Genomic DNA, 22,637 nt, shown 5'->3' on the forward strand with positions numbered 1-22,637 from the left:
GCCGGCCCGTGCCCGCCCGGCCGCGCCCCGGCCCCCGCGCCCTGCCGCGCCCGCGCCGCGTCGATGACGTCCCGACGCGCGTCGAGCGCCCGGGCGGCGACGCGCGACGCGTCCGCGATCCGCACGCCGTCGTCGCCCGCCATCTCCAGCCCGCACCGCGCGCACCGCGTCGCCGCGAGCGGGGCACCGCAGGCGGCGCACCGCGTGAAGTCGAGCAGCTGGCGCCGCAGCGCGTCCAGGGAGGTCGGTTCCACGAGCCCGAGCGTGCCAGGTCGGGGGGCCACGGGGCGGCTCGTCCACAGTTCCTACCCAGGGTTTCACCACGTCGGACGCCCGCGACGACCCGCGGCGCCCGCCCGCTCGACGTGCCGACGGACCGCGTCCGCGACAGGGTGGAGCCGTCCCCCGTGACCGACGAGACACCGCCCCCGGGTGGCACGCGGGCAAGTCATGGGATGAATATGGCCTGACGACAACGACAGGAGTGATCCCGTGGCACGCAGCAGCACGGTGGCCGACCAGCTCGTCGCCCAGGTGGTGGCGGCCGGGGCCAAGCACATCTACGGCATCGTCGGCGACAGCCTGAACCCGGTCGTGGACGCGGTCCGCCGAGCCCGGGCCGCGGGCGAGGACATCCAGTGGGTGCACGTCCGCCACGAGGAGGCCGCTGCGTTCGCCGCGGCCGCCGAGGCGGAGATCACCGGCGACCTCGCCGTCTGCGCCGGCTCCTGCGGCCCGGGCAACCTGCACCTGATCAACGGCCTGTACGACGCGAACCGCAGCCGGGTCCCCGTCCTCGCGATCGCCTCGCACATCCCGAGCGCGCAGATCGGCACCCAGTACTTCCAGGAGACGCACCCGGACCGGCTGTTCGTCGAGTGCTCGGTGTTCTCCGAGATGATCTCGTCCGCCGCGCAGGCGCCGCGCGTGATCCGCAGCGCGATCCACCACGCCTACGGCGCCCCGGGCGTCGCGGTGCTGACGCTCCCCGGCGACGTCGCCGACCTCGAGGCACCGCCCGCCGGCACCGACACCCTGGCGCGCCCGCGCAAGCCGCGCGTCGTCCCCGCCGAGGCCGACGTCGCCGCGCTGGCCGCCGCGATCGACGGCGCCAAGAAGGTCACGATCCTGGCCGGCGCGGGCGTCCGCGGCGCGCACGACGACGTCCTCGCCCTCGCCGACAAGATCGCCGCGCCCGTCGGGCACAGCCTGCGCGGCAAGGAGCACATCCAGTACGACAACCCGTTCGACGTCGGGATGACCGGCCTGCTCGGCTACGGCGCGCTCCAGGCGTCGATGGACGAGGCCGACCTGCTGATCCTGCTCGGCACCGACTTCCCGTACGACCAGTTCCTGCCCTCCGACGTCCGCACCGTCCAGGTCGACATCGAGCCCACCCGTCTCGGCCGCCGCACCCGGAACGACCTGGCGGTCGTCGGCGACGTGGGCGAGACCGTCCGCGCGCTGCTGCCGCTCGTCGAGCGGAAGAAGTCCCGCCGGTTCCTCGACCAGATGGTGAAGAAGCACGAGAAGGCGATGGGCGGGGTCGTCGGCGCCTACACCAAGGACGTCGAGCACCACCGCCCGATCCACCCCGAGTACGCCGCGGTCGTCCTCGACGAGGAGGCCGCCGACGACGCCGTGTTCACGGTGGACACCGGCATGGGCAACGTCTGGGCGGCGCGGTACCTCACGCCGAACGGCCGCCGCCGCGTCATCGGGTCGTTCCTGCACGGGTCGATGGCCAACGCGGTGCCGCACGCGATCGGTGCGGCGCTGGCCGCCCGGGACTCCGGCGCCGAGCAGAAGCACGTCGTGGCGATCGCGGGCGACGGCGGCCTCTCGATGCTGCTGGGCGAGCTCATCACGCTCGTGCACTACGACCTGCCCGTGAAGGTGATCCTGTTCGACAACGCGACGCTGGGCATGGTCCGGCTGGAGATGCTGGTCGACGGCCTGCCGAGCTACGGCACCGACTCCCCCGCGATCGACTACGCGGCGCTCGGCACCGCGCTCGGCATCCCGTCGGTGCGCGTCGAGGACCCGACCCAGATCCGGGCGGCGCTGCGCCAGGCGTTCGCCCACGACGGCCCGGCGCTGGTCGACCTGGTCACCGACCCGCGGGCGCTGTCGATCCCGCCCAAGATCACGCGCCAGCAGGTCAGCGGGTTCACGGCGGCGATGAGCAAGGAGATCCTCGGCGGCGGCATGGGCGAGGTCATGGCGATGGCCCGCTCGAACCTGCGCAACGTCCCGCGCCCCTGATCCGGGGCCGCGCCGCCCTCAGTGCAGGTCGCCGAGGGCGGCGCGGATCTCGCTCGTGATCACCGTCATCGCCCGCTCGGCGGCCTCGGGGTCGCGGCGACGGACCGCCTCCGCGACAGCGGCGTGCGCGTCGAGCGCCTCCGCCCGCGGGCGGGACGGCATCAGGCCGTGCCGGGTGCGACCGGCGAGGACCTCGGCGACCACGCCGGTGAGCGCGCCGAACATCTCGTTGCGACCCGCCCGGAGCAGCAGGGCGTGGAACTGCTGGTCGACCTCGAGGAACTCGTCCAGCCGGCCGGCCTCCCCGAGCTCGCGGAGCCGCGCCATCAGGGCCAGCAGCTCGTCGACCTCCTCGGGGGAGGCGTGCCGGGCGGCGGCCGCCGCGGCGACGGGTTCCACGGCGGCGCGCAGCTCCGTCAGCGAGCGCAGCTGACCCAGCCTCCCGGGGCCGGCGAGCCGCCACCGGATGACGCGCGGGTCGAACACCATCCAGTCGGACGCCGGCCGCACGACCAGCCCCACCCGGCGCCGCGACGTCAGCAGCCCCAGCTGCTCGAGCGAGCGCATCGTCTCCCGCGCCACGGTCCGCGACACCCCGAACCGGTGCTGGAGCTGCTCCAGCGTCAGGACCGCGCCGGCCGGGAGCACCCCGGCCGTGATCTCCGCGCCGATCGCCTCGAGCACGGTGCTGTGCAGCACCTCGACCGCCACGTGCGTCCCCTCGTCCCCGTCCCGGCGCGCGCCTGACCGGCGGCCGTGCCAGGGTCGCACACGGGATCGGGTGCGAGGACGCGCCCGACCCGTCGCCGCCACTGGTGACATCTTTGGGTTTCAAAGGTCGCATCTTTGTGGCAGAGTGTCGGCACCCCGGGGCGATCCGGGGCAGCGCCCGGACGCTCACGCCCGGACAACGACGTCAAGGAGGGCAGCGATGCCGGAGGTCCAGCACCTCGTGATCATGGGTGTCTCGGGGTCGGGGAAGACCACGACCGCGCAGATCCTCGCCGACCGTCTCGGCTGGCCGTACGCCGAGGCCGACGAGTTCCACCCCCAGGCCAACATCGACAAGATGTCGGCGGGCACCCCGCTGACCGACGAGGACCGCTGGCCGTGGCTGCGCGCCATGCGGGACTGGCTCACCGAGCAGTCCCGCGCCGGCCGGTCGACCATCGTCACCTGCTCCGCGCTGCGGGTCGCCTACCGCGACGTGCTGCGCGAGGCCGAGGGCCGGGTCCGGTTCGTGCACCTGCAGGGCACGATCGAGGCGATCGGCGAGCGCATGTCCGGCCGCGCCGGGCACTTCATGCCGACCTCCCTGCTGCCCTCGCAGTTCCAGACCCTCGAGCCGCTGACCGACGCCGAGGACGGCGTCGTCGTGCCGGTCGAGGTCTCGCCCCACTCCGTCGCCGACGCCGCCCTGCGCGAGCTCGGCATCGACCCCGCCACCGCACGCGCCGACGTGGCGCCGGCGACCTCCCCCCAGGAGTCCTGATGCTCTCCCTCCCGACCGCAGCACCGCTGCTGCTGGCCGCCGCGGCCGAGGACGCCGCGCCCGCCGTCTCCGACACCCGGCTGATCGTCGCCGCCGTCGTCGGCATCGCGGTCATCGTCGCGCTGATCGTCTGGGTGAAGCTGCACCCGTTCCTCGCGCTCATGCTCGGCGCGGGTGTGCTCGCCGTGGCCGCCGGCCTGCCCTACGTCGACGCCTTCACCTCGTTCACGGCCGGCCTCGGCACCACCGTCGCCGGCGTCGGCATCCTCATCGCCCTCGGCGCGATCATCGGCAAGATGCTGATCGACTCCGGCGGGGCCGACCAGATCGTCGACTCGATCCTCGCCCGGACGCCGGTCCAGCGGCTGCCGTGGGCGATGGCGTTCGCCGCGTTCATCATCGGCATCCCGCTGTTCTTCGAGGTCGGCGTCGTGCTGCTGATCCCGGTCGTCATGCTCGTCGCCCGCCGGTCCAAGGTGTCGATGATCGTCGTCGGCATCCCGGCCCTCGCCGGCCTGTCCGCGCTGCACGGCCTGGTGCCGCCGCACCCCGGCCCGCTCATCGCGATCGACGCCCTCGGCGCCGACCTGGGCCTGACGCTCGGCCTCGGGCTGCTCGTCTCCATCCCGACCGTCGCGATCGCCGGCCCGCTGCTCGCGAAGCCGATGGCCCGCTGGGTCCCGCTCGACCCGCCGACCGAGATCCTCGGCGCCTCGGACCGCGCCGACGACGCGCGCCGCCCGTCGTTCGCCACCGCGCTGACGGTCGTGCTGCTGCCGGTCGTCCTCATGCTGGCCCGCACGCTCGCCGAGACCGTCGGGTTCGAGGACTCCGGGTTCGGCCAGGTGCTCGACTTCGTGGGCACCCCCCTGGTCGCGCTGCTCATCACCGCGCTGGTGTCGCTCGTCCTGCTCGGCACCCGCCAGGGCCGCGACCGCAGCATGGTCAGCAAGCTCGTCGACTCCTCGTTCGCCCCGATCGCGAGCATCCTGCTCATCGTCGGCGCGGGCGGCGGCTTCAAGCAGACCCTGGTCGACTCCGGCGTCGGCGACGTCATCGCCAAGGGCCTCGCGAACGCACCGATCTCGCCGCTGCTCGCCGCGTGGCTGGTCGCGGTGCTGATCCGCGTCGCCACCGGCTCCGCGACCGTCGCCACCGTCACCGCGGCCGGCATCGTCGCGCCGCTGGCCGAGGGCCTGTCCCCGACGCACGTCGCGCTCATGGTCCTGGCGATCGGCGCCGGCTCGGTGTTCCTCAGCCACGTGAACGACGCCGGGTTCTGGCTGGTCAAGGAGTACTTCAAGATGACCGTCGGCCAGACGTTCAAGACCTGGTCGCTCATGGAGTGCGTCCTGTCGGTGACCGCCCTGGTGGTGGTCCTGCTCCTGAGCCTGGTCATCTAGCGACCACGCCCCGCACGCACCGACGGCCCCGCCCGGCACCACGCCGCGGCGGGGCCGTCGCGCGTCAGCCCAGCGGCTCGAGCGGCGTGGTCGCGGGTCCCTCCAGGGGGGTGCCGTCGGGGGCGAACCGGCTCCCGTGCAGCGGGCAGTCCCAGGACCGCTCGACCTCGTTCCAGGTCACGACGCCGCCGAGGTGCGTGCACACGCCGGACACCCGCCGGGTGACGCCGCCGACGGTGCACACCGCCTCCGGGCGCACCCCCGCGCGCTCGACGCCCCCCTGCCCCTCGGGCGGGTCGGGGCGGGCCCCGGCCGCGGCGCGCGGCGCGGTCCAGCCCCCCGCGAGCCACCGCGCGACGGAGGCGTTCAGCCGCGCGGCGTCGCCGAGCCCGGTGAGCTCGTGCCGGCCCCACGGCCGCCAGGACTCCGCCCAGCGCGGGGCGCGGTCGTTGAGGATGTCCGCCGCGAGCACGAGCGCGGCGGCCACGGCGGTCGTCATGCCCCACTTCGCGTAGCCCGTCGCGACGTACAGCCGCGGGTCGAGCGGCAGCAGCCGGCCGACCAGCGGCAGCCCGTCGGTCGTCGCGTAGTCCTGCGCCGACCACACGTGGGTCAGCTCGGCACCGGGGACGTGCGCGCGGGTCCAGTCGACGAGCGCGCGCACCGACTCCCCCGTCCGGGGCCGCCGGCCCACGGGGTGCCCCGCGCCGCCGACGAGCAGCAGGTCCGGCACCGCCGCGCCGACCGGGGTCGCCGAACCGCCCGGAACGGCCGGACCCCGCACCAGCCCCGCCCCCGCGAGGGCCGGCACGGAGCGCACCGACCGGGTGTCGGCGTCGACGGAGAGCGCCATGCTCGTCGGCGGCGGCTCCGGTACCCGGAACGCGCACAGGTACGACCGCAGGGCGTGCAGCCGCGCGAACGCCCCGCCGCGGTCGAGGACCGGCGTGCCCGTCGCGAGCACCACCGCGTCGGCGGCGACGTCACCCGCCGTGGTCCGCAGCACCGTGCGCCGGCTCAGGCCGCCGAGCTCGGCGCCGTGGTGCATCCCGAGCACCCGGACCCCCTCAGCGATCCGGCCGCCGCGCCCGACGACGTCGGCGGCGAGGGCGCCCAGCACGTCGAGCGGGTCGACCTGCGCCTGGTCCGCGAGGCCGATCGCGCCGGTCACCGGCAGCGGCAGGTCGGTGCGCCGCCGCCAGCCGACCGGCACCCCCGCGCGCCGGGCGGCCTCGAGCTCCGCCTCGACCCGGGCGCGCCCCTCGGCGGTGGTCGCGAACGTCAGCGCCTCGCGCCGCTGGTACGGCACCCCGTGGTCGTCGAGGTAGCGCAGCAGCCAGTCCATGCCCTCGGCGCTGCCCTCGGCGTACGCGGCGACCGCGCGGTCCTCGTGGCGCTCGGCCAGCGAGGCGAGCCGGTCGCCCTGCAGCAGGCTGATCTTCGCCGTGCTGCGCCCGGTGGTGCCCGCGCCGACCGCGCGGGCATCGAGGACGAGGACCCGGCAGCCGGCGCGGGTCAGCAGCAGGGCCGCGGTCAGCCCGGTGAGCCCGGCGCCGACCACGACCACGTCGGCGGGCTCGTCGCCGGGGTGCGGGACCGCCCCCGGCGCGCGGTGGTGCGGGTGGGACGCCGGCTCGCGCCGGTCCCACCACAGCGACGTCCGGGCGACCACGACGCCCTCCCGCTCAGGCCCTGCTAGGCCCCGGGCGGGGTGACCGGCGTGGTCGGGGTCGTCCCGGCCGGCGGGGTGGTCCGCGTCGCGCCGCTCGCCTCGGTCGCGTCGTCGTCGGACGTACGCGACACGGCGCTCTTCACCGCGTCGACGGCCTTGTCCTTCAGCGCGGCACCCTGGTCCTTCGCGAACCCGGTGGCCTTCGACTCGAGGTCGTCGACCGTCGACTGGACCCGCGGGTCGTGCCAGGCGTCCGACGCCCAGCCCTTGATCTTCTCGAACTGCGCGCGACCCGCGCGGGTCCCGAGCACGTAGCCCACGCCCGCGCCGAGGACGAATGCCAGCTTGCCCTTCATGCCTGACCTCCCGAGATGTCCTGGTGGTCCGATCGAGCGTAGGCGCGGGGGTCGCCGCGCGCCCGGCGAGCCGCTCGCCGCGCGGGACCGCCCGCACGGGAGCACAGTGTGCCGCGGAGGGGGTGGTGCCGCATGGCGGAGTCCACGCAGGTGAGCCAGGACCAGCAGCCCGCGCTCAAGCGCTCGATCGGCCGGACCGTGCTGCTGCTGTTCGTCGTCGGGGACATCCTCGGCGCCGGGATCTACGCGCTGACCGGGACCGTGGCCGCCGAGGTCGGCGGGGCGATCTGGCTGCCGTTCCTGCTCGCGTTCGTGTTGGCCGCGCTCACCGCGACCGCGTACGCCGAGCTGGTCGCCCGGTACCCGCGGGCGGCCGGCGCCGCCCTGTACGCGAACCGCGCCTTCCGCCGGCCGTTCCTCACCTTCCTGGTGGCGTTCGCCGTGATGATGTCCGGCATCACCAGCGCGTCGGCCGCCGCCCGTGCGTTCGGCGGCGACTACCTCGCCGAGCTGCTGCCGTTCGGCGTGCCGACCGTGGTCGCCGCGTGGGTGTTCCTCGGGCTGATCACGCTCGTGAACGTCCTGGGCGTCTCGGAGTCGGTCCGGGTCAACGTCGTGCTCACGCTGATCGAGGCGACCGGGCTGCTCGTCATCATCGGCATCGGCGTGGTCGCGCTGGTCCGCGGCGAGGGCGACCCGAGCCGCGCACTGGAGCTGAACACGGAGGGCGCCGCGTGGATGGGCGTCCTGGGCGGCGCGGCGCTGGCGTTCTACGCACTGCTCGGGTTCGAGGACTCGGTGAATCTCGCGGAGGAGGCGAAGCACCCGCGGCGCGACTACCCGCGCGCGCTGTTCGGCGGGCTCGCGATCGCCGGTGCCATCTACCTGGCCGTGGCGTTCACCGCGTCGATGCTCGTCGAGACGGACGTGCTCGTCGGGTCGACGGGGCCGCTGCTCGAGGTGGTGAAGGTCGCCGGGCTCGTCTTCCCCGCGTGGCTGTTCGCGCTCATCGCGCTGCTGGCCGTGATGAACACCGCGCTGATCAACATGATGATGGCCTCGCGCCTGGTCTACGGGATGGCGCGGGAGCGGATCATCCCCGCGCTGTTCGGGCGGGTGCAGGCGCGGCGCCGGACCCCGGTGGTCGCGATCGCGTTCACCGTGGTGCTGGCCCTGACGCTCACCGCGACCGGCGACCTCGGGGACCTCGCGGACACCACCGTCCTGCTCCTGCTGCTGGTGTTCGCGGTGGTGAACGTGGCGGTGCTGGTGCTGCGCCGCCGCCCCACCTCGGGCCCCGCCGGCGACGACGAGCCCGAGCGGGTCGAGGGCGACTCCGCGCGGTCGTTCCGGGCCCCGACCTGGGCGCCGGTGGTCGGCGCGGTGGTCTCGCTGGTGCTGGCGTCGCCGCTCACCGGGCGGGAGGGGTCGGTGTACCTGCGAGCCGCGGTCCTGCTGGCGATCGGCGTGGTGCTGTACGTGGTGAACCGGCTGGTGGTGGGGAGGGTCGACGCGGACGACTCCGCGCTGGCAGGCTGACGACGCATGTCCGACGAGTCCTTCCTCGACCGCCTCGCCGACACCCTCGCCGCCCTGCCCGGGGTCGAGGCGGTGTCCCTCGGCGGGTCCCGCGCGCACGGCACGCACCGGCCCGACAGCGACTGGGACCTGGCGATCTACTACCGGGGCGCGTTCGACCCGCAGCACCTGCGCGACGTCGGGTGGGAGGGCCACGTCTTCGAGGTCGGCGGCTGGGGCGGCGGCGTCTTCAACGGCGGGGCGTGGCTGACCGTCGAGGGCCGGCGGGTCGACGTGCACTACCGGGACCTCGACGTCGTCGAGCGGGAGGTCGACCGGGCGGGCCGCGGGGAGTTCGACGTCGAGCCGCTGCTGTTCCACCTCGCCGGGTTCCCCACCTACGTCGTGGTCGCGGAGCTGGCCGGGCACCGGGTGCTCCGCGGCACGCTCCCCCGGCCCGGGTTCCCCGCGGCGCTGCGCCGGACCGCGCCGGAGGTGTGGGGCGCGCGGGCCGACTTCACGCTCGACGGCGCCGAGCAGCACGCGCGCGCCGGGCGGGTCGCGCAGTGCGCGGGGCTGGTCGCGGTGGCCGTCACGCAGCGCGCGCACGCGGTGCTCGCGGGGCGCGGCGAGTGGGTCACCAACGAGAAGCGGCTGCTGGACCGGGCGGGGCTGCGCGGCGTCGACGACCTGGTGCTGGGGCTGGCCCCGGAGCCCGAGGCGCTGCTCGCCGGGGTGGCGGCGGCGCGGACGCTGGGCGGCGACTGACCCGCGGTGGGTCTCCCGCCCGGGCAGGTCAGGGGCGTACGGTCCGGGGATGACGACGCCGAAGGTGCCCAAGGACGTGTACGAGGCCGAGCTGTTCCGCCTGCAGTCCGAGCTCGTCACCCTCCAGGAGTGGGTGCGCTCGACGGGGACCCGCGTCGCCGTGGTCTTCGAGGGCCGGGACGCGGCCGGCAAGGGCGGCACGATCAAGCGGATCTCCGAGTACCTCAGCCCCCGCGTCGCGCGCATCGCCGCGCTGCCGGCGCCCACGGAGCGCGAGCGCACCGAGTGGTACTTCCAGCGGTACGCCGCGCACCTGCCCGCGGGCGGGGAGATCGTGCTGTTCGACCGGTCCTGGTACAACCGCGCGGGCGTCGAGAAGGTCATGGGGTTCTGCACCCCGGAGGAGCACGCGCGGTTCCTGCAGCAGGCGCCGGTGTTCGAGCGGATGCTCATCGACGACGGCGTCCTGCTCCGCAAGTACTGGTTCTCCGTGTCGGACAAGGAGCAGCTCCGGCGGTTCCGGTCGCGGCTGGACGACCCGGTGCGGCGGTGGAAGCTGAGCCCGATGGACCTGGAGTCGATCGCGCGCTGGGAGGACTACTCGCGCGCGAAGGACGAGATGTTCGCGCACACCGACACCCCGGACAGCCCCTGGTACGTCGTCGAGTCCGACATCAAGCGGAACGCCCGGCTCAACATGATCGCCCACCTGCTCTCGACGATCCCGTACCGCGAGGTGAAGCACCCGAAGGTGAAGCTGCCCAAGCGGCCGCCCGCCGACGACTACCAGCGGCCGCCGCGCGAGCTGTTCACCTCGGTGCCGGACCACGCCGCGCGGCTGACCGGCGACCCGGAGGCGGACGCCTGACCCGCGCCGCCCCACGCCGGGGGTAGCGTCCCGCCCGATGACCACGACCCCGGCGGACCCGCCCGCGATCGCCCCCGACGACCCCCGCGCCCCCGACGTGCACGCCCTGCTCGCCCGGCACCTGGAGCTCATGCACGCCCAGAGCGCCCCGGAGGACGTGCACGCGCTCGACGTGGCCGCGCTCACGGCGCCGCACGTCACGTTCGTCAGCGCGCGCGACGGGGCCGGCGGGCCGCTGCTGGGGGTGGGGGCGCTCGCCGAGATCGCCCCCGGGCACGGCGAGATCAAGTCCATGCACACCGCGGAGGCGGCCCGCCGCCGGGGCGTCGCCGGCTCGCTGCTCGCGCACCTGGTGGGCCTCGCGGTCGACCGGGGCTACGCGCGGGTCAGCCTGGAGACCGGCAGCGACGAGCACTTCGCCGCCGCCCGCGCGCTCTACGCCCGGGCGGGCTTCGCGGAGTGCGAGCCGTTCGCCGCCTACGAGCCGAGCGCCGCCTCGACGTTCATGACGCTGGACCTGGCCGCCGGGCGCTGAGGCGCGTACGGCGGCCGGTCCGCGCCTCAGGCGAGGTCGCGCGGCGGGCGGTAGCGGAACTCGAGGTCCGCGTCCGTGATCTCCCGGAGGACCCGCGCCGGGACGCCCCCGACGACGGTGCGCGGCGGCACGTTCCCCGTGACGACCGCGCCCGCGCCGACGACCGAGCCCGCGCCGACCGTCACGCCCGGCAGGATCGTCGCCCCGGCACCGATCCACACGTCGTCCTCGATCCGCACCGGTGCCGAGAACTGCGTGCCGTCCCGGCGCAGGTCCGGGTGCACCGGGTGGCCGGTGGTGATGACGGTGACGTTCGGCGCGACCATGACCCGGCTGCCGACGTGCACCTCGACGTCGTCGACCAGCGTCAGGCCGACGTTCACGTACACGTCGTCGCCGAGGTGCACCCGGCTGCCGTACATGACGCGGAGCGGCGGCTCGACCCACACCCGCTCGCCCATCGAGCCGAACAGCTCCCGCAGGGTCCTGTCCCGGCCCTCGACGTCCCGCGGGTGCGAGGCGTTGAACTCGTGCACGAGCTCCTTGCCGCGGGTGCGCTCCTCCTCGAGGCCCTCCAGCCCCGGCCCGTAGTCGGTGTACGGCTCGTGCGCGGCCATGCGGCGCCGCACCTCGCGCTCGCGGTCGTCCATCGCCACCCCTTCGTCGGCGTCGCCACCCGCGTGCCGGGCGGCGCGCACCATCCTGCCGTGCCCGCGACCAGGGGTCGCCGCGCTCCGGTGGCGACACCGGGAAGGGCCACCTAACGTCAAGTCCGGCCCCGACCCGCACCGACCATGGAGGACACCGTGGCGCACTCTGCTGACGAGGCGGCCGCGCGGCCGCAGGAGGACGCCGGCATCGTGTCGTCCCGCCCCCCGGAGAGGTTCCGGCCCGTGCGCTCGTGGAGCCTGGACTCGGTGACCGACCTGTCGCGGGTGCGCCGCGAGCTGCTCGAGGAGATCACCGCCCCGCACGCGGCCCCGCAGGACGTGCTCGGCCGGGTGCCGGAGAACATGGTGCTCGTGGCCTCGGAGCTCGCGACCAACGCGCTCCAGCACGGCCGACCGCCGACGGTGCTCTCGCTGCTGGCGGACGACCTCGACTACCTCCTGGACGTCTGCGACGCGGACCTGGACACCACGCCGGTGATCGCCGGCGAGCGCCCCTCCGGCGCGGGCGGCTTCGGCCTGCTGATCGCGCACCGGCTGTCGCAGGAGGTCGGCTGGTACACCACCGACAAGACGAAGCACGTCTGGGCGATCTTCCCCGCCCAGCGCTGACACCCGCGCCCCGGGGCGGCCGGCCGCAGCCGCCGCGGGCGCTCGTCGTCTGAAGACTGTGCACGATCACAGGTTGCACCCTCGTCCTGACGCAGTCCGTGCCTCATTTCTCGCACAGTCCTGGTCTTCTCCGACTGTGATCGTTTACAGTCGCCGCACCCCGCGAACGACGACGATCACGGAGAGGGACCGCCCGTGCACGCACTCCCCCGAGGCACCGGACGGCTGGCGGCGCTCGCCGCCGTGGCCGCGCTGCTGACCACCGCCCCACCCGCCGCCGCGGCCGCGCCCGACGACGGACCGGTCGACGCCGGCGTCGTCGTGGCGAAGGTCGACGGGCTGGCCGAGGACTTCATCACCGGCGTGGACGTGTCGTCCGTGCTGTCCCAGGAGGCCAGCGGCGTCGTGTACCGCGACGCGGACGGCGTGCCGACCGACCTGTTCGAGGTGCTCGCCGACTCCGGCGTGAACTACGTGCGGGTCCGGGTCTGGAACGACCCGTACGACGCGCAGGGCCGGGGCTACGGCGGCGGCACCGTCGACGTGGCGCGTGCCGTCGAGATCGGCGAGCGCGCCACCGCGCACGGCCTGCGGGTGCTGGTCGACTTCCACTACTCCGACTTCTGGGCCGACCCGGCCAAGCAGCACGTGCCCAAGGCCTGGGAGGGGCTGTCCGTCGCCGACAAGGCGGTGGCGCTGCAGGACTGGACCGCCGCCGCGCTCACCGAGTTCCGGGACGCGGGCGTGGACGTCGGCATGGTGCAGGTCGGCAACGAGACCAACAACGCGGTCGCCGGCGTCTCCGGCTGGGACGGCATGGCGCAGCTGTTCTCGGCGGGCAGCTCCGCGGTGCGCGCGGTGCTGCCGGACGCGCTGGTCGCGGTGCACCTCACCAACCCCGAGACGGCCGGCCGGTACGCCACCGCTGCCGCAGCGCTGGACGCCCGGGGCGTGGACTACGACGTGTTCGCGAGCTCGTACTACCCGTACTGGCACGGCTCCCTGAGCAACCTCACGTCGGTGCTGAAGCAGGTCGCCGACGACTACGACAAGCAGGTCATGGTGGCCGAGACGTCGTGGGCCCGGACGCTGGACGACGGCGACGGGCACCCGAACGTCATCACCGCCGACACGACGACCCACCAGTACCCGATCTCGGTGCAGGGCCAGGCCACGGCGGTGCGCGACGTCGTCGCGGCGGTCGCGGCCGTCGGCGACGCGGGCATCGGCGTCTTCTACTGGGAGCCCGCGTGGACGCCGGTCGGCCCGCCGTCGGCGCTCGACGCCAACAAGGCCCTGTGGGAGGCGCACGGCTCGGGCTGGGCCTCCTCGTACGCGGGCGAGTACGACCCCGACGACGCCGGGCAGTACTACGGCGGCTCCGCCTGGGACAACCAGGCGCTGTTCGCCGACGACGGCACGGCACTCGAGTCGCTGCGCGTGTTCTCGTACGTCCGCACCGGCGCGACCGCGCCCCGGGCGGTGTCGTCCGTCGAGCAGGTGCGGGTCACGGTGACCGACGGCGCGCCGGTGGTCCTGCCGCCGACGGTCCAGGTCACGTACAACGACGGGTCGGTCGAGGCGCAGGCGGTCACCTGGGACGCCGCGGCGCTGGCGGCGGTCGGCGGGCCGGGGACGTACCCGGTGCCGGGCGTCACCGCGGCGGGCGTCGCCGCGACCGCGACGGTCGTCGTCGAGGCCGTGAACCACGTGCGGAACCCGGGGTTCGAGGACGCCGACACGTCGATGTGGACGCTCACCGGGTCGGGCGCGCAGATCACCGCGACCGGGGACGCCGCCGCGGGCGCGCGGGCGCTGTCGTTCTGGGACGCCGCCGCGTTCGGCTTCACGCTCACCCAGCAGGTCACCGGGCTCGAGCCCGGGGCGTACACGCTGACGGCGACCGGGCAGGGCGGCGGCACCTCGGCCGGCGACCAGCTGCTGCTCGGCGCCGCGACCGCCGCGGGGTCGACCTCCGCGCCGTTCGCGCTCACCGGCTGGAAGGCCTGGTCGACGCCCTCGGTGCCGGTCGCGGTCGGGGCGGACGGGGTGGCGACCGTGTCGGTCACCGCGACGCTGTCGGGCGGGGCGTGGGGCACGGTCGACGAGGTGCGGCTGGTGCGGGACGCGCAGCAGCCGACGGACCCGGGGACGGGCCCGGGCACCCCGGGCACCGACCCCGGCGGCCCGGGGACCGACCCGGGGACCGACCCGGGCACCCCCGGCACGGGGCCGGGCTCCACGCCGTCGCCGGGCCCGGGCACGACGACCCCCGGCACCACCCCGGGCGCCACCTCGGGCCCGACCGTCACCGTCAGCGACCGGACCCTCCGCCCGGGCGACCCGGTCACGGTGACCGCGAGCGGTCTGACGGTCGGCGAGGTCGAGATCGGCGTCGCCAGCACCTACCGCGCCCTGGCCCGCGCCGCGGTCACGGACGGCTCGGTCACCGCGACGGTCACGCTGCCGACCGACCTGGCCCCGGGCGTGCACCACGTCCAGGTCCGGTCGCTCGACGGCGCGGTGCTCGCGCAGGTGCGGATCGTCGTCCTGGGCGACGGCTCGCTGGCGGCCACGGGCGCCGACCCCGTGGGGGCGGCGCTGCTGTCGACCCTGCTGCTCGTGGCGGGCGGGGCGCTCGTGCTGGCGCGCCGGCACCGCGGCCGCGGGACGCGGGCGGCCTGAGCTCGGGCCGACACCGCCGCCTACGCCTTCCGGCCCCGCCCTCGACGATCGTCGTGGGCGGGGCCGGAAGGCGTAGGTCGGGTGCTGCGGCGCGCGGCTACTTCAGGCCCGAGCGGACGAACGCGTCCACGACGTACCGCTGCAGGAACAGGTGGATCAGCAGGATCGGCAGCGCGTGCCGAGAGCGGTGGTTCGCGCCGAGATCGGTGGCTGCAACCACCGATCTCGGCAGGAACCACCGACCTCGGCGACTGGGGACGCCGCCGCGCACGCTCAGGGGCCGCACAGCGGGGACCGGAGCGGGGCACGGGATCGGGCGCGAGAGTCGTGCCCATGACCGAGAACCCCGACACCACCCACCCGCCGGCCGAGGGCCCGCGGCCCGCCGCGCCCCCGGCGCCCGCTGGGGCGACGACCCCGACCGCGCCCACCCGGGCCCCGGACGCCACCGTGCCGGACGGCTACCCCGCCGCGCCCGCACCCCCGGCGGGCACCACTCCCGCCGCCCCTACCGCCGCGCAGACCGGCGCGGCGCCGGAGCCGGCGCGGCCGCGCCGCCGCCTCGGCCGACGGGCGGTCGCGTCGCTCGTGCTCGCGGGCGTGCTGCTCGTCGGCGGCGGGGGCGGCTTCGCGATCGGCCGGGCCACGGCGCCCGACCCGACGTTCCCCACCTTCGAGGGCGGTGGCCCCGGCGGTCAGGTGCCCGGCGGGGGCAGCGGCGACGGCGAGATGCCGCAGCCGCCCTCGGGTCGCGAGGGGGACGGGTCCGGCAACGGGTCCGACGAGGGCACGGGAGGCGCCGACTCCGGCACGACCGACGACGGCTCGTCGGCGACCGACTCGTCCGCGACCGACTCGTCCGCGACGACCTGACGCCGGCACCCGCGCCGGCCGGGACCGGCGGCAGCTCAGTCCGCCGTGACCTCCGTGACCCGGCCCTCCTCGACGTGCCACCGTCGCGTCAGCCGGACGCTGTCGAGCATCCGGCGGTCGTGGGTCACCAGCAGCGCGGTGCCGTCGAACGACTCCAGCGCCTGCTCCAGCTGCTCGATCGCCGGGAGGTCGAGGTGGTTGGTCGGCTCGTCGAGGACCAGCAGGTTGACCCCGCGCGCCTGCAGCAGCGCGAGGGCCGCGCGGGTCCGCTCCCCCGGCGACAGCGACGCCGCGGGCCGGTGGACGTGGTGGCCGCCGAGGCCGAACTTGGCGAGCAGCGTCCGCACGTCGGCGGTCGTCCAGTCCGGGACCTCCCGGGAGAACGCGTCGGCGAGCGGGGCGTCGCCCTCGAACGCGGCGCGCGCCTGGTCGACCTCGCCGACGAGCACGCCGGACCCGAGGTCGACCCGGCCCTCGTCCGGGGCGAGCCGGCCCAGCAGCAGCGCGAGCAGCGTGGTCTTGCCGGCGCCGTTCGGTCCGGTGACGGCCACCCGGTCCTGCCAGTCGAGCTGGACGTCGACCGGGCCGAGCGTGAAGCCACCCCGGTGGACGACCGCCGCCCGCGCCGCCGCGACCACGGCGCCGGACCGGGGCGCGGCGGCGATGCTCATCTGGAGCTGCCACTCCTTGCGCGGCTCCGCGACCACCTCCAGCCGCTCCATCAGCCGCTCGGTCTGCCGGGCCTTGGCCGCCTGCTTCTCCGAGGCGTCCGAGCGGAATTTCCGGCCGATCTTGTCGTTGTCGGACGCCTTGCGCCGGGCGTTCTTCACGCCCTTGTCCATCCACGCGCGCTGCATCCGGGCGCGGGCGGACAGCGCGTCGCGGCGGGCGGCGTAGTCCTCGTAGGCCTCGCGGGCCTGGCGCCGCGCCGTGGACCGCTCCTCCAGGTAGGCGTCGTACGAGCCGCCGTACACGGCCACCCGCTGCAGACTGCGGTCGATCTCGACGACCGACGTGACCGTGCGGCTGAGGAACTCCCGGTCGTGGCTGACGACGACGACCGGCGCGGTCGACCGGTCCACGAAGTCCTCCAGCAGCGCCAGCCCCTCCAGGTCGAGGTCGTTGGTCGGCTCGTCCAGCAGGTACAGGTCGTACCGGGACAGCAGCAGGGCCGCCAGGCCGACGCGCGCCGCCTGGCCGCCGGACAGGGCAGTCATGGGGAGCTCCGGGTCGACGTCGAGGCCGAGGTCCGCGAGCACCGAGCCGGTGCGGGCCTCCAGGTCCGCGCCGCCGAGGCCCATCCAGCGCTCCAGCGCCTCGGCGAACTCGTCGTCCGCGCCGGGCTCGCCCGCGCCCAGCCGCTCGGCCGCCGCGTCCATCGCCGCCTGCGCGGGGCCGACGCCGGTGCGCCGCTCCAGGTGCGCCCGCACGGACTCGTCCGCGCGGCGCTCGATCTCCTGGGCGAGGTAGCCGAGCTGCGCCGTCGGCGGGGACACCGCGACGGCGCCGTCGTCGGGCGCGCGGGTCCCCGCGAGGATCCGCAGCAGGGTCGACTTCCCCGCGCCGTTGGGTCCGACCAGCCCGACGACGTCGCCCGGCGCCACCACCAGGTCGACGCCGGAGAACAGCTCGCGGTCGCCGAACGCGGCCCCCACGCCCTTGGCCTGCACGGTCGCGCTCATGGGTCCATTGTCGGGCCTCGGCCAGGCGGGCTCACGCGCTTTCCGCGCTCCGGAGCCCTGTCGATCGTCGCGTCCCCACCCGATCGATCGGCGGGCAGCACGACAACCGGGTGGGGACCGGGCGTCAGCGCTCCGCGGGCGTGCGGTCCGCCGGTGCCTCCAGCCGGCCCGTCCGGTGCAGCCACCGCTCGGCGAGCAGCGTGAACATCGGCGGCACCGAGGCCGCGAGCGCCACCAGCGTCGGCCACCAGCCCCAGCGCAGCCGGACCCCGGCGACGAGGGTCAGCGCCGCGTAGGCCAGGAACACCAGGCCGTGGGCCTGCCCGAACACCTGCACGCCGACCTCGGTCGTCTTCGTGACGTACTTGAGGAACATGCCGACGAGCAGCCCGGCCCAGGTCGCGGCCTCGAGGAACGCGGCGATCCGGAACGCCTGGGCGTCCGGGTGGGTGACTCGCTTCATGCGGCGGTGCTCCTGCGGCGGATCGTCGACGGGACGGCACGACGGTAACCCGCCGCGCACCCCGCGACGGCCGGCGGGCCCCCGTCAGGGCGCCGCCGCCACCTCGAACACCCCGCGGGCCCCGCGCTCGGCGTCGGTCATGACGTGCGAGACGAACGGGTAGTGCCCCGCCTCGGAGAACGTGAGCTCCACGAAGCCGCCTTCCGCGGCCTGCAGCGCCAGCACCTGCGCGCCGCCGGTCCCGGTGCTGCCGCCGTCCCGCAGCGTGTAGTCGCCCTCCCGGAACACGGAGTCGAACTGCCCGCCGACGACGTGGAACGCGCTCGCCCGCGACGGGCCGGTGTCGAGCACCCAGACCCGCACCCGCTCGCCGACGGTCGCGGGCAGCGGGTCGTGCCGGTACTGGTCGGCGACCCCGTTGAACACGACCAGGTCCGCGGCGCCGTCGAGGAGCTTCTGCTCGTCCGCGGTCCCGCTCTGCGGCCCGAGGTACAGCTCGGACTGCACCAGCACGTACTGCCGGTCGACCTCGGGCAGCCCCGCGGGTTCGATCACGACGGCGCCGGCCATGCCGTTCGCGATGTGCAGGCTCATCGGCATCGTCGAGCAGTGGTACATCCAGATGCCCGACCGCGTGGCGGTGAACGTGTAGGTCAGCGTCTCGCCGGGCGCGATCGTGCGCATCACGTCGTCGGGCGCGAGCGAGCCCGCGTGGAAGTCGACCGAGTGCCCGATGCTGCCGTCGTTCACGAGCGTGATCTCGAAGGTGTCGCCGACCCGGCCGTGCAGCACCGGCCCGGGGGCGGTGCCGCCGAACGTCCACACCGTCTGGACGACGCCCGGCGCGACCTCCTGCTCCTGCTCCTGGACGCGCAGCGTGACGCGGCGGGTGGTCGGGCCGGTCTCCGTCAGGGGCGGCAGCACCGCGTCGCGGGCGCCGGACGCGGTGCCCGCCGTGCCGGACAGGTCGACGTCCTCGGCCGCCGACGGCGCGCCGTCGCCCGCCGACGTCCCGCCGTGGCCCGTCGCGCCGTGGTCCATCGCGCCGTGGTCCATCGCGCCGGCGCCGCCGGCGGCCCCGGCCGCCGCCACCGCGGCGCCCCCGGTGACCACCACGGCGAGCGTCATCCCCATCAGCCGGTGCCCGGCGACCGAGCACCACCCGTCCAGGTCGGCCCCGACCACGCCCGCGTCGACGTCCGCCGACTCGCCCGGGCCGAGCCGCCCGGAGGTGGCGCCGTTCGCGAGCACCAGGTCGTGCACCGCGGCGTCGGCGTTGGTCACCCGGATCACCAGGCGATCGCCCGCGGGCACCTCGACCGTGTCGGGCACGAACCGCATGTCCTGCGCCTCCACCTCGACGGTCGTGGTGCGGCCGGTGGCGGTGACGGGCGCACCGTCCGCCGCTGCGGCGACGGCGCCGGAGGTGAGCCCCGCCGCGGCCGGGTCGAGCCCGACACCGAGCACGACGACGCCGAGCAGCCCCGCGACCGCCACGCCCGCGGCACCCCGGCGGCGCGCCCCCGCGACCGGGTCGGCCGGGCCGCCCGCGGCGTCGCGGCGAGCCGGCGCGGGCAGCGGCACCGCGCCCGGACCCGAGGCCGCGCGGAGCCGGCGGGCGGTGAGCACCGCCCGCGCCGCGAGCACCAGGAACGCCACCAGCGCGCCCAGGCCGACGACCGACACCCCGACGCGGACCAGGCTCGGCGCGGGCGCGAGGAACAGCGCGAGCGCGCCGTTGAGCAGCACGAACCGCGCCTCCGGGCCGCGGTTCAGCAGCGCCGAGGTCTCCTTCGACACCGCGGGCCCGCCGCCGAGCACCACCGGCAGCAGCTGCGAGAGCGAGCCGACCAGCACCTGCGCGGCGAACCCCACCACCAGCGCGGGCGTCAGCGCCGACACCCCGGCCGCGGCCGCCTCCCACGACGGCGCGACGACGACCCGGACCCCGAGCACCGCCGCGGCCCCGGCCCACCACGCCACCGCGGCGGCGAGCGACAGCACCGCGAACGTCCCGGCCCGCGCCCCGCGCGCCAGGCGCGCGAGCGGCACCGCGAGCAGCGCGATCCCGGTGACCACGACCGCGGCGCCGAGCCCGGCGGCGGCCGGCACGCCCGCGAGCGCCCCCGCGGCGAGCACGACCACCCCGGCCACCAGCACCGGCAGTGCCCGCCGGGCGGCGCGCTCCGCGGGGGCGCCGATCCGGACGTGCAGCACGGTCGGCCACAGCACGACGAGCGTGCCCGCCACCGTGACGCCGATCCAGCCGAGCACGGACAGCGCCACGTGCGCGACGGCGAGCCGGCCGTGCAGCTCCGGGCCGACCGGGAACCGCGCCATCAGCACCCCGCACGCGACGCCGGGCACGAGCAGCGCGCCGGCCGCGACGTAGTACCGCGCGAGGTGGCCGAACCGCGTCGGCAGCCCGCCGCGGCCCTGCCGGGCGATCCGCACCGCCTGGTCCACGGCGACACCGGCGACCAGCGTCCCGCCGAGCACGACGACGGGGGTCCACCGCCCGACCACGCCCGCCACGACGAGCAGCGACCCGGCGGTGTGCACGGCCAGCCGGACCAGCAGCGCCCGCCGGGGCGCCGACCGGCGGATCAGGGTGTCGGCGAAGTGCTGGCTCCAGACGAGGATCGCGGTGCTCGCCGCGCCGAGCAGCAGCAGGTGCACCATCAGCCAGCCGGACGCGGGCGCCCAGCGGTGTGCGAGCGCGACCACGGCCGCCGCGACGCCCCACGCGAGCACGAGGACGTGCGCGCGCAGGTGCCAGTCCGCCCGCCTCACGACGCCGCCCCCGCGGGCGTCGCGGCGGTCGCGGCCGCAGGGGCTGGACCGGCGGCGCGCTCCCGCGTCTCCGGTCCGAGGACCGCGCTCCCGGCCGCGAGCGCCAGGAACGACAGCAGCGCCACCACGTTCCCGACGCCACCGGCCCGGACGGCCCACGCCTGTCCGTGCGCGTCGCCCACCAGCAGGCGCAGCGCGAGCGTGACGTGCAGGAGCACCAGCGGCGCGTACATCACCGGCCGGTACGGCAGCGGCCGCCGCACGACGGCCGGCAGCACCACCGGCGCGTGGGCCATCAGCATCGACACCACGAACCCGAGGAACACCGCGTGCAGCAGCGCGTCGTACGCGGGTCCGGCGAGCACCCGCCCGGCGGTGAGCCAGATCGCGCCGGCGACCGCGAGCCACGCGTACCCGCCGAGCATCGCGACCGCCATGAACCGCGGGAGCCCGGTGCCCCGGACCGTGCGGCGCGCGACGTCGTGCCGCAGCAGGACCGCGACGAGCGCGAGCAGCACCGCGCCCAGCGCGACGTGCGCCGGCTCGGGCCAGAGCAGCCCGGCGACGGCGGCGACCCACCAGGCGACCGCGCAGCCCAGCACCGCGTCCTCCGCCCGACGCGGCAGGCCGCCGACCCGGCCGAGCTCGAGCCGCTCGCCGGCGACGGTCAGGACCAGGAACCCGGCGAGCGCCGGCGCCAGGTACGGCACCGCGACGCCGCAGGCCCACAGCCCGGCGGCGACGACCGCGAGCCCGGCTCCGAGCGCCTGCACCGCCAGCGCGGTCGACGGCTGCCGCCGCCACACCACGGCGTAGACCGCGCACAGCCCGACGGTCCCCCCGAGCAGCGCGACCGCGCCGGCGACCACCGGCGCCGGGCTGAGCAGCAGCAGCGCGCCCGCCGCGAGACAGGCGGGAGCGAGCAGGGCCCGGCGGCCGCCGACGGCCACGGCCCGCTCCAGCGCGACCACGGTGCCGACGAAGCCGAGCACCATCAGCGGTCCGTGCACCTGCTCCAGCCGGGCGGACCGCACCGGCGCCGGCAGGCCCAGCAGCAGCAGCGCACCGTCGAGGCCCGCGAGCACCGCCACGCCGGCCGGCACGAGGACCGTGAGCCGCAGGCCGACGCGCGGAGGCTTATTCACGGGATCGAGCGTATTTATCCCGCGAGGGGTGCGGCCTTGGACGTAGGTCCCGGTGCGGGCTCGGCCTCCCCCAGCCGGAGCACGCAGTAGCCGGGTCCCGCGAACGGCACGATGCCCGCCGCCAGCACCGGCCCCCCGACCCGCGCGAGCACGCCGCGGGCCAGCCCGAGGTGCACCCCGCACACGACCTCGGTGCGCTCGTGCGCCAGGTCGAGCACCGGGCAGCGGCGCAGCCGCACCTCGGCGCCGCGGAGCTCGGGGTCGAAGCCCAGGCGGGCGAAGTGCTCGCGCAGCGCGGCGAGCTGCCGGTCGCGCGCGTCCGCGGGGTCGGTCGGCGCGACGGGGTCGGCGGGCGGGGCGGGATCGGCGGACGAGGCGACGTCGACAGGCGAGGCGGGGTCGGTGGGATCGGTGGCTGGTCCGGGGTCGGCGGGTGGGGTCGGCCCGAGGGCGACCAGCTCGGCCGCCAGCCCCTCCGCCGTCCGCTCGGCCTCGGCCCCGGGCTCGGCGATCGGCCGCCCGTACCCGGACAGCAGCACCCGGCTCAGCTGGTCGCGCAGCCACGGCTCCCCGTCCGGCGCCGCCGGTCCGCGCGCGGCGTACAGGGTCCGCGGCCGTCCCCGGGTCGCGCGCGCCTCGGCGGTCCGGGACGCGAGGCCCGCGGCGACCAGGACCTCCAGGTGCTCCCGGGTGGTGTTCACGTGCAGCCCGACCCGCTCGGCGACCCGCTCGACCGCCAGGGCGGCACCCTCCGCCCGGAGCACGGCGAGGATCGCGGTGCGGCTCGGGGAGGACAGGGCCCGGTGCCGGGTCGCGGCGTCGACGGTCACCCGGCCATC

The 22,637-nt window shown here is 76.1% G+C and carries 21 protein-coding genes; 10 read left to right on the plus strand and 11 right to left on the minus strand.

Annotated elements, in window-relative coordinates; translation table 11 throughout:
* Positions 1 to 254 (minus strand): hypothetical protein (locus KVT14_RS15265; RefSeq protein ID WP_217616442.1); only part of this gene is annotated, 254 nt, incomplete at its 3' end.
* 238 nt (positions 255 to 492) lie between these two features.
* Between KVT14_RS15265 and KVT14_RS15270 the strand changes: the two genes are divergently transcribed.
* Entirely contained in the window at positions 493 to 2,265 is a 1,773-nt protein-coding gene (locus KVT14_RS15270) for a pyruvate dehydrogenase (protein WP_147794935.1), read from the plus strand.
* Between the two features lie 18 nt (positions 2,266 to 2,283).
* Here KVT14_RS15270 and KVT14_RS15275 read toward each other — a convergent pair whose 3' ends face one another.
* A complete protein-coding gene (locus tag KVT14_RS15275; protein WP_308161105.1) occupies positions 2,284 to 2,976 on the minus strand; it encodes an FCD domain-containing protein in 693 nt (230 codons plus the stop codon).
* Between the two features lie 220 nt (positions 2,977 to 3,196).
* Here KVT14_RS15275 and KVT14_RS15280 point away from each other — a divergent pair, with 220 nt between their 5' ends.
* Both KVT14_RS15280 and KVT14_RS15285 read left to right on the plus strand, forming a co-directional pair.
* Positions 3,197 to 3,757 carry a gluconokinase gene (locus KVT14_RS15280; RefSeq protein WP_217616444.1) on the plus strand — a complete coding sequence of 187 codons (561 nt, stop codon included), beginning with the start codon at positions 3,197 to 3,199 and terminating at the stop codon, positions 3,755 to 3,757.
* Positions 3,757 to 5,160, plus strand: coding sequence for a GntP family permease (locus KVT14_RS15285; RefSeq protein WP_217616445.1), 1,404 nt, complete (start codon positions 3,757 to 3,759; stop codon positions 5,158 to 5,160). Before KVT14_RS15280 ends, KVT14_RS15285 begins: the two co-directional genes overlap by 1 nt.
* Positions 5,161 to 5,224: 64 nt before the next feature.
* On the opposite strand, the gene KVT14_RS15290 is transcribed toward KVT14_RS15285, so the two are convergent.
* Entirely contained in the window at positions 5,225 to 6,832 is a 1,608-nt protein-coding gene (locus tag KVT14_RS15290) for an FAD-dependent oxidoreductase (RefSeq protein ID WP_308161106.1), read from the minus strand.
* A 23-nt stretch (positions 6,833 to 6,855) separates the two neighbouring features.
* On the minus strand, positions 6,856 to 7,188 hold the full coding sequence (locus tag KVT14_RS22520) for a YtxH domain-containing protein (RefSeq protein WP_254631023.1): 333 nt from the start codon (positions 7,186 to 7,188) through the stop codon (positions 6,856 to 6,858).
* Positions 7,189 to 7,320: 132 nt separating this feature from the next.
* Between KVT14_RS22520 and KVT14_RS15300 the strand changes: the two genes are divergently transcribed.
* The 4 genes from KVT14_RS15300 to KVT14_RS15315 are packed head-to-tail and all read left to right on the plus strand — an operon-like array spanning position 7,321 to position 10,877.
* Positions 7,321 to 8,727, plus strand: coding sequence for an APC family permease (locus tag KVT14_RS15300; protein WP_217616446.1), 1,407 nt, complete (start codon positions 7,321 to 7,323; stop codon positions 8,725 to 8,727).
* A gap of 6 nt (positions 8,728 to 8,733) precedes the next feature.
* A complete protein-coding gene (locus tag KVT14_RS15305) occupies positions 8,734 to 9,474 on the plus strand; it encodes a nucleotidyltransferase domain-containing protein (protein WP_217616447.1) in 741 nt (246 codons plus the stop codon).
* A 49-nt stretch (positions 9,475 to 9,523) separates the two neighbouring features.
* Entirely contained in the window at positions 9,524 to 10,342 is an 819-nt protein-coding gene (gene ppk2 / locus KVT14_RS15310) for a polyphosphate kinase 2 (protein WP_217616448.1), read from the plus strand.
* A 37-nt stretch (positions 10,343 to 10,379) separates the two neighbouring features.
* Positions 10,380 to 10,877, plus strand: coding sequence for a GNAT family N-acetyltransferase (locus tag KVT14_RS15315; protein ID WP_217616449.1), 498 nt, complete (start codon positions 10,380 to 10,382; stop codon positions 10,875 to 10,877).
* Between the two features lie 26 nt (positions 10,878 to 10,903).
* On the opposite strand, the gene KVT14_RS15320 is transcribed toward KVT14_RS15315, so the two are convergent.
* The gene (locus KVT14_RS15320; RefSeq protein ID WP_217616450.1) at positions 10,904 to 11,527 is read right to left on the minus strand and encodes a sugar O-acetyltransferase; all 624 of its coding nucleotides are present in this window, start codon (positions 11,525 to 11,527) and stop codon (positions 10,904 to 10,906) included.
* A gap of 156 nt (positions 11,528 to 11,683) precedes the next feature.
* Here KVT14_RS15320 and KVT14_RS15325 point away from each other — a divergent pair, with 156 nt between their 5' ends.
* Together KVT14_RS15325 and KVT14_RS23200 are read left to right on the plus strand one after the other, a co-directional pair.
* On the plus strand, positions 11,684 to 12,157 hold the full coding sequence (locus KVT14_RS15325) for an ATP-binding protein (protein ID WP_217616451.1): 474 nt from the start codon (positions 11,684 to 11,686) through the stop codon (positions 12,155 to 12,157).
* A gap of 195 nt (positions 12,158 to 12,352) precedes the next feature.
* Complete coding sequence (locus KVT14_RS23200; protein WP_217616452.1) at positions 12,353 to 14,842, plus strand: glycosyl hydrolase 53 family protein; 2,490 nt, start codon at positions 12,353 to 12,355, stop codon at positions 14,840 to 14,842.
* A 97-nt stretch (positions 14,843 to 14,939) separates the two neighbouring features.
* Here the strand turns inward: KVT14_RS23200 and KVT14_RS22995 are convergent, their stop codons facing one another.
* The gene (locus KVT14_RS22995; RefSeq protein WP_256448053.1) at positions 14,940 to 15,062 is read right to left on the minus strand and encodes a hypothetical protein; all 123 of its coding nucleotides are present in this window, start codon (positions 15,060 to 15,062) and stop codon (positions 14,940 to 14,942) included.
* Positions 15,063 to 15,175: 113 nt separating this feature from the next.
* Between KVT14_RS22995 and KVT14_RS15335 the strand changes: the two genes are divergently transcribed.
* Complete coding sequence (locus tag KVT14_RS15335; RefSeq protein ID WP_217616453.1) at positions 15,176 to 15,715, plus strand: hypothetical protein; 540 nt, start codon at positions 15,176 to 15,178, stop codon at positions 15,713 to 15,715.
* 35 nt (positions 15,716 to 15,750) lie between these two features.
* Here KVT14_RS15335 and KVT14_RS15340 read toward each other — a convergent pair whose 3' ends face one another.
* From KVT14_RS15340 to KVT14_RS15360, 5 genes are all read right to left on the minus strand, one after another.
* The gene (locus KVT14_RS15340; protein WP_217616454.1) at positions 15,751 to 17,397 is read right to left on the minus strand and encodes an ABC-F family ATP-binding cassette domain-containing protein; all 1,647 of its coding nucleotides are present in this window, start codon (positions 17,395 to 17,397) and stop codon (positions 15,751 to 15,753) included.
* A 124-nt stretch (positions 17,398 to 17,521) separates the two neighbouring features.
* Positions 17,522 to 17,860: a DUF3817 domain-containing protein gene (locus KVT14_RS15345; RefSeq protein WP_217616455.1), complete on the minus strand. Its 339-nt coding sequence runs from the start codon at positions 17,858 to 17,860 to the stop codon at positions 17,522 to 17,524.
* Between the two features lie 84 nt (positions 17,861 to 17,944).
* The gene (locus tag KVT14_RS23205; RefSeq protein WP_306795816.1) at positions 17,945 to 20,542 is read right to left on the minus strand and encodes a multicopper oxidase domain-containing protein; all 2,598 of its coding nucleotides are present in this window, start codon (positions 20,540 to 20,542) and stop codon (positions 17,945 to 17,947) included.
* Positions 20,543 to 20,649: 107 nt separating this feature from the next.
* Positions 20,650 to 21,798 (minus strand): hypothetical protein, encoded by a 1,149-nt coding sequence (locus KVT14_RS15355; protein WP_217616457.1) that lies wholly within the window; start codon positions 21,796 to 21,798, stop codon positions 20,650 to 20,652.
* A 14-nt stretch (positions 21,799 to 21,812) separates the two neighbouring features.
* Complete coding sequence (locus KVT14_RS15360) at positions 21,813 to 22,628, minus strand: metalloregulator ArsR/SmtB family transcription factor (RefSeq protein ID WP_217616458.1); 816 nt, start codon at positions 22,626 to 22,628, stop codon at positions 21,813 to 21,815.
* Positions 22,629 to 22,637 lie beyond the last annotated feature (9 nt).

Origin of the sequence: Cellulomonas sp. GbtcB1 (genome assembly GCF_019091725.1) — a bacterium.
Taxonomy (GTDB): domain Bacteria; phylum Actinomycetota; class Actinomycetes; order Actinomycetales; family Cellulomonadaceae; genus Cellulomonas.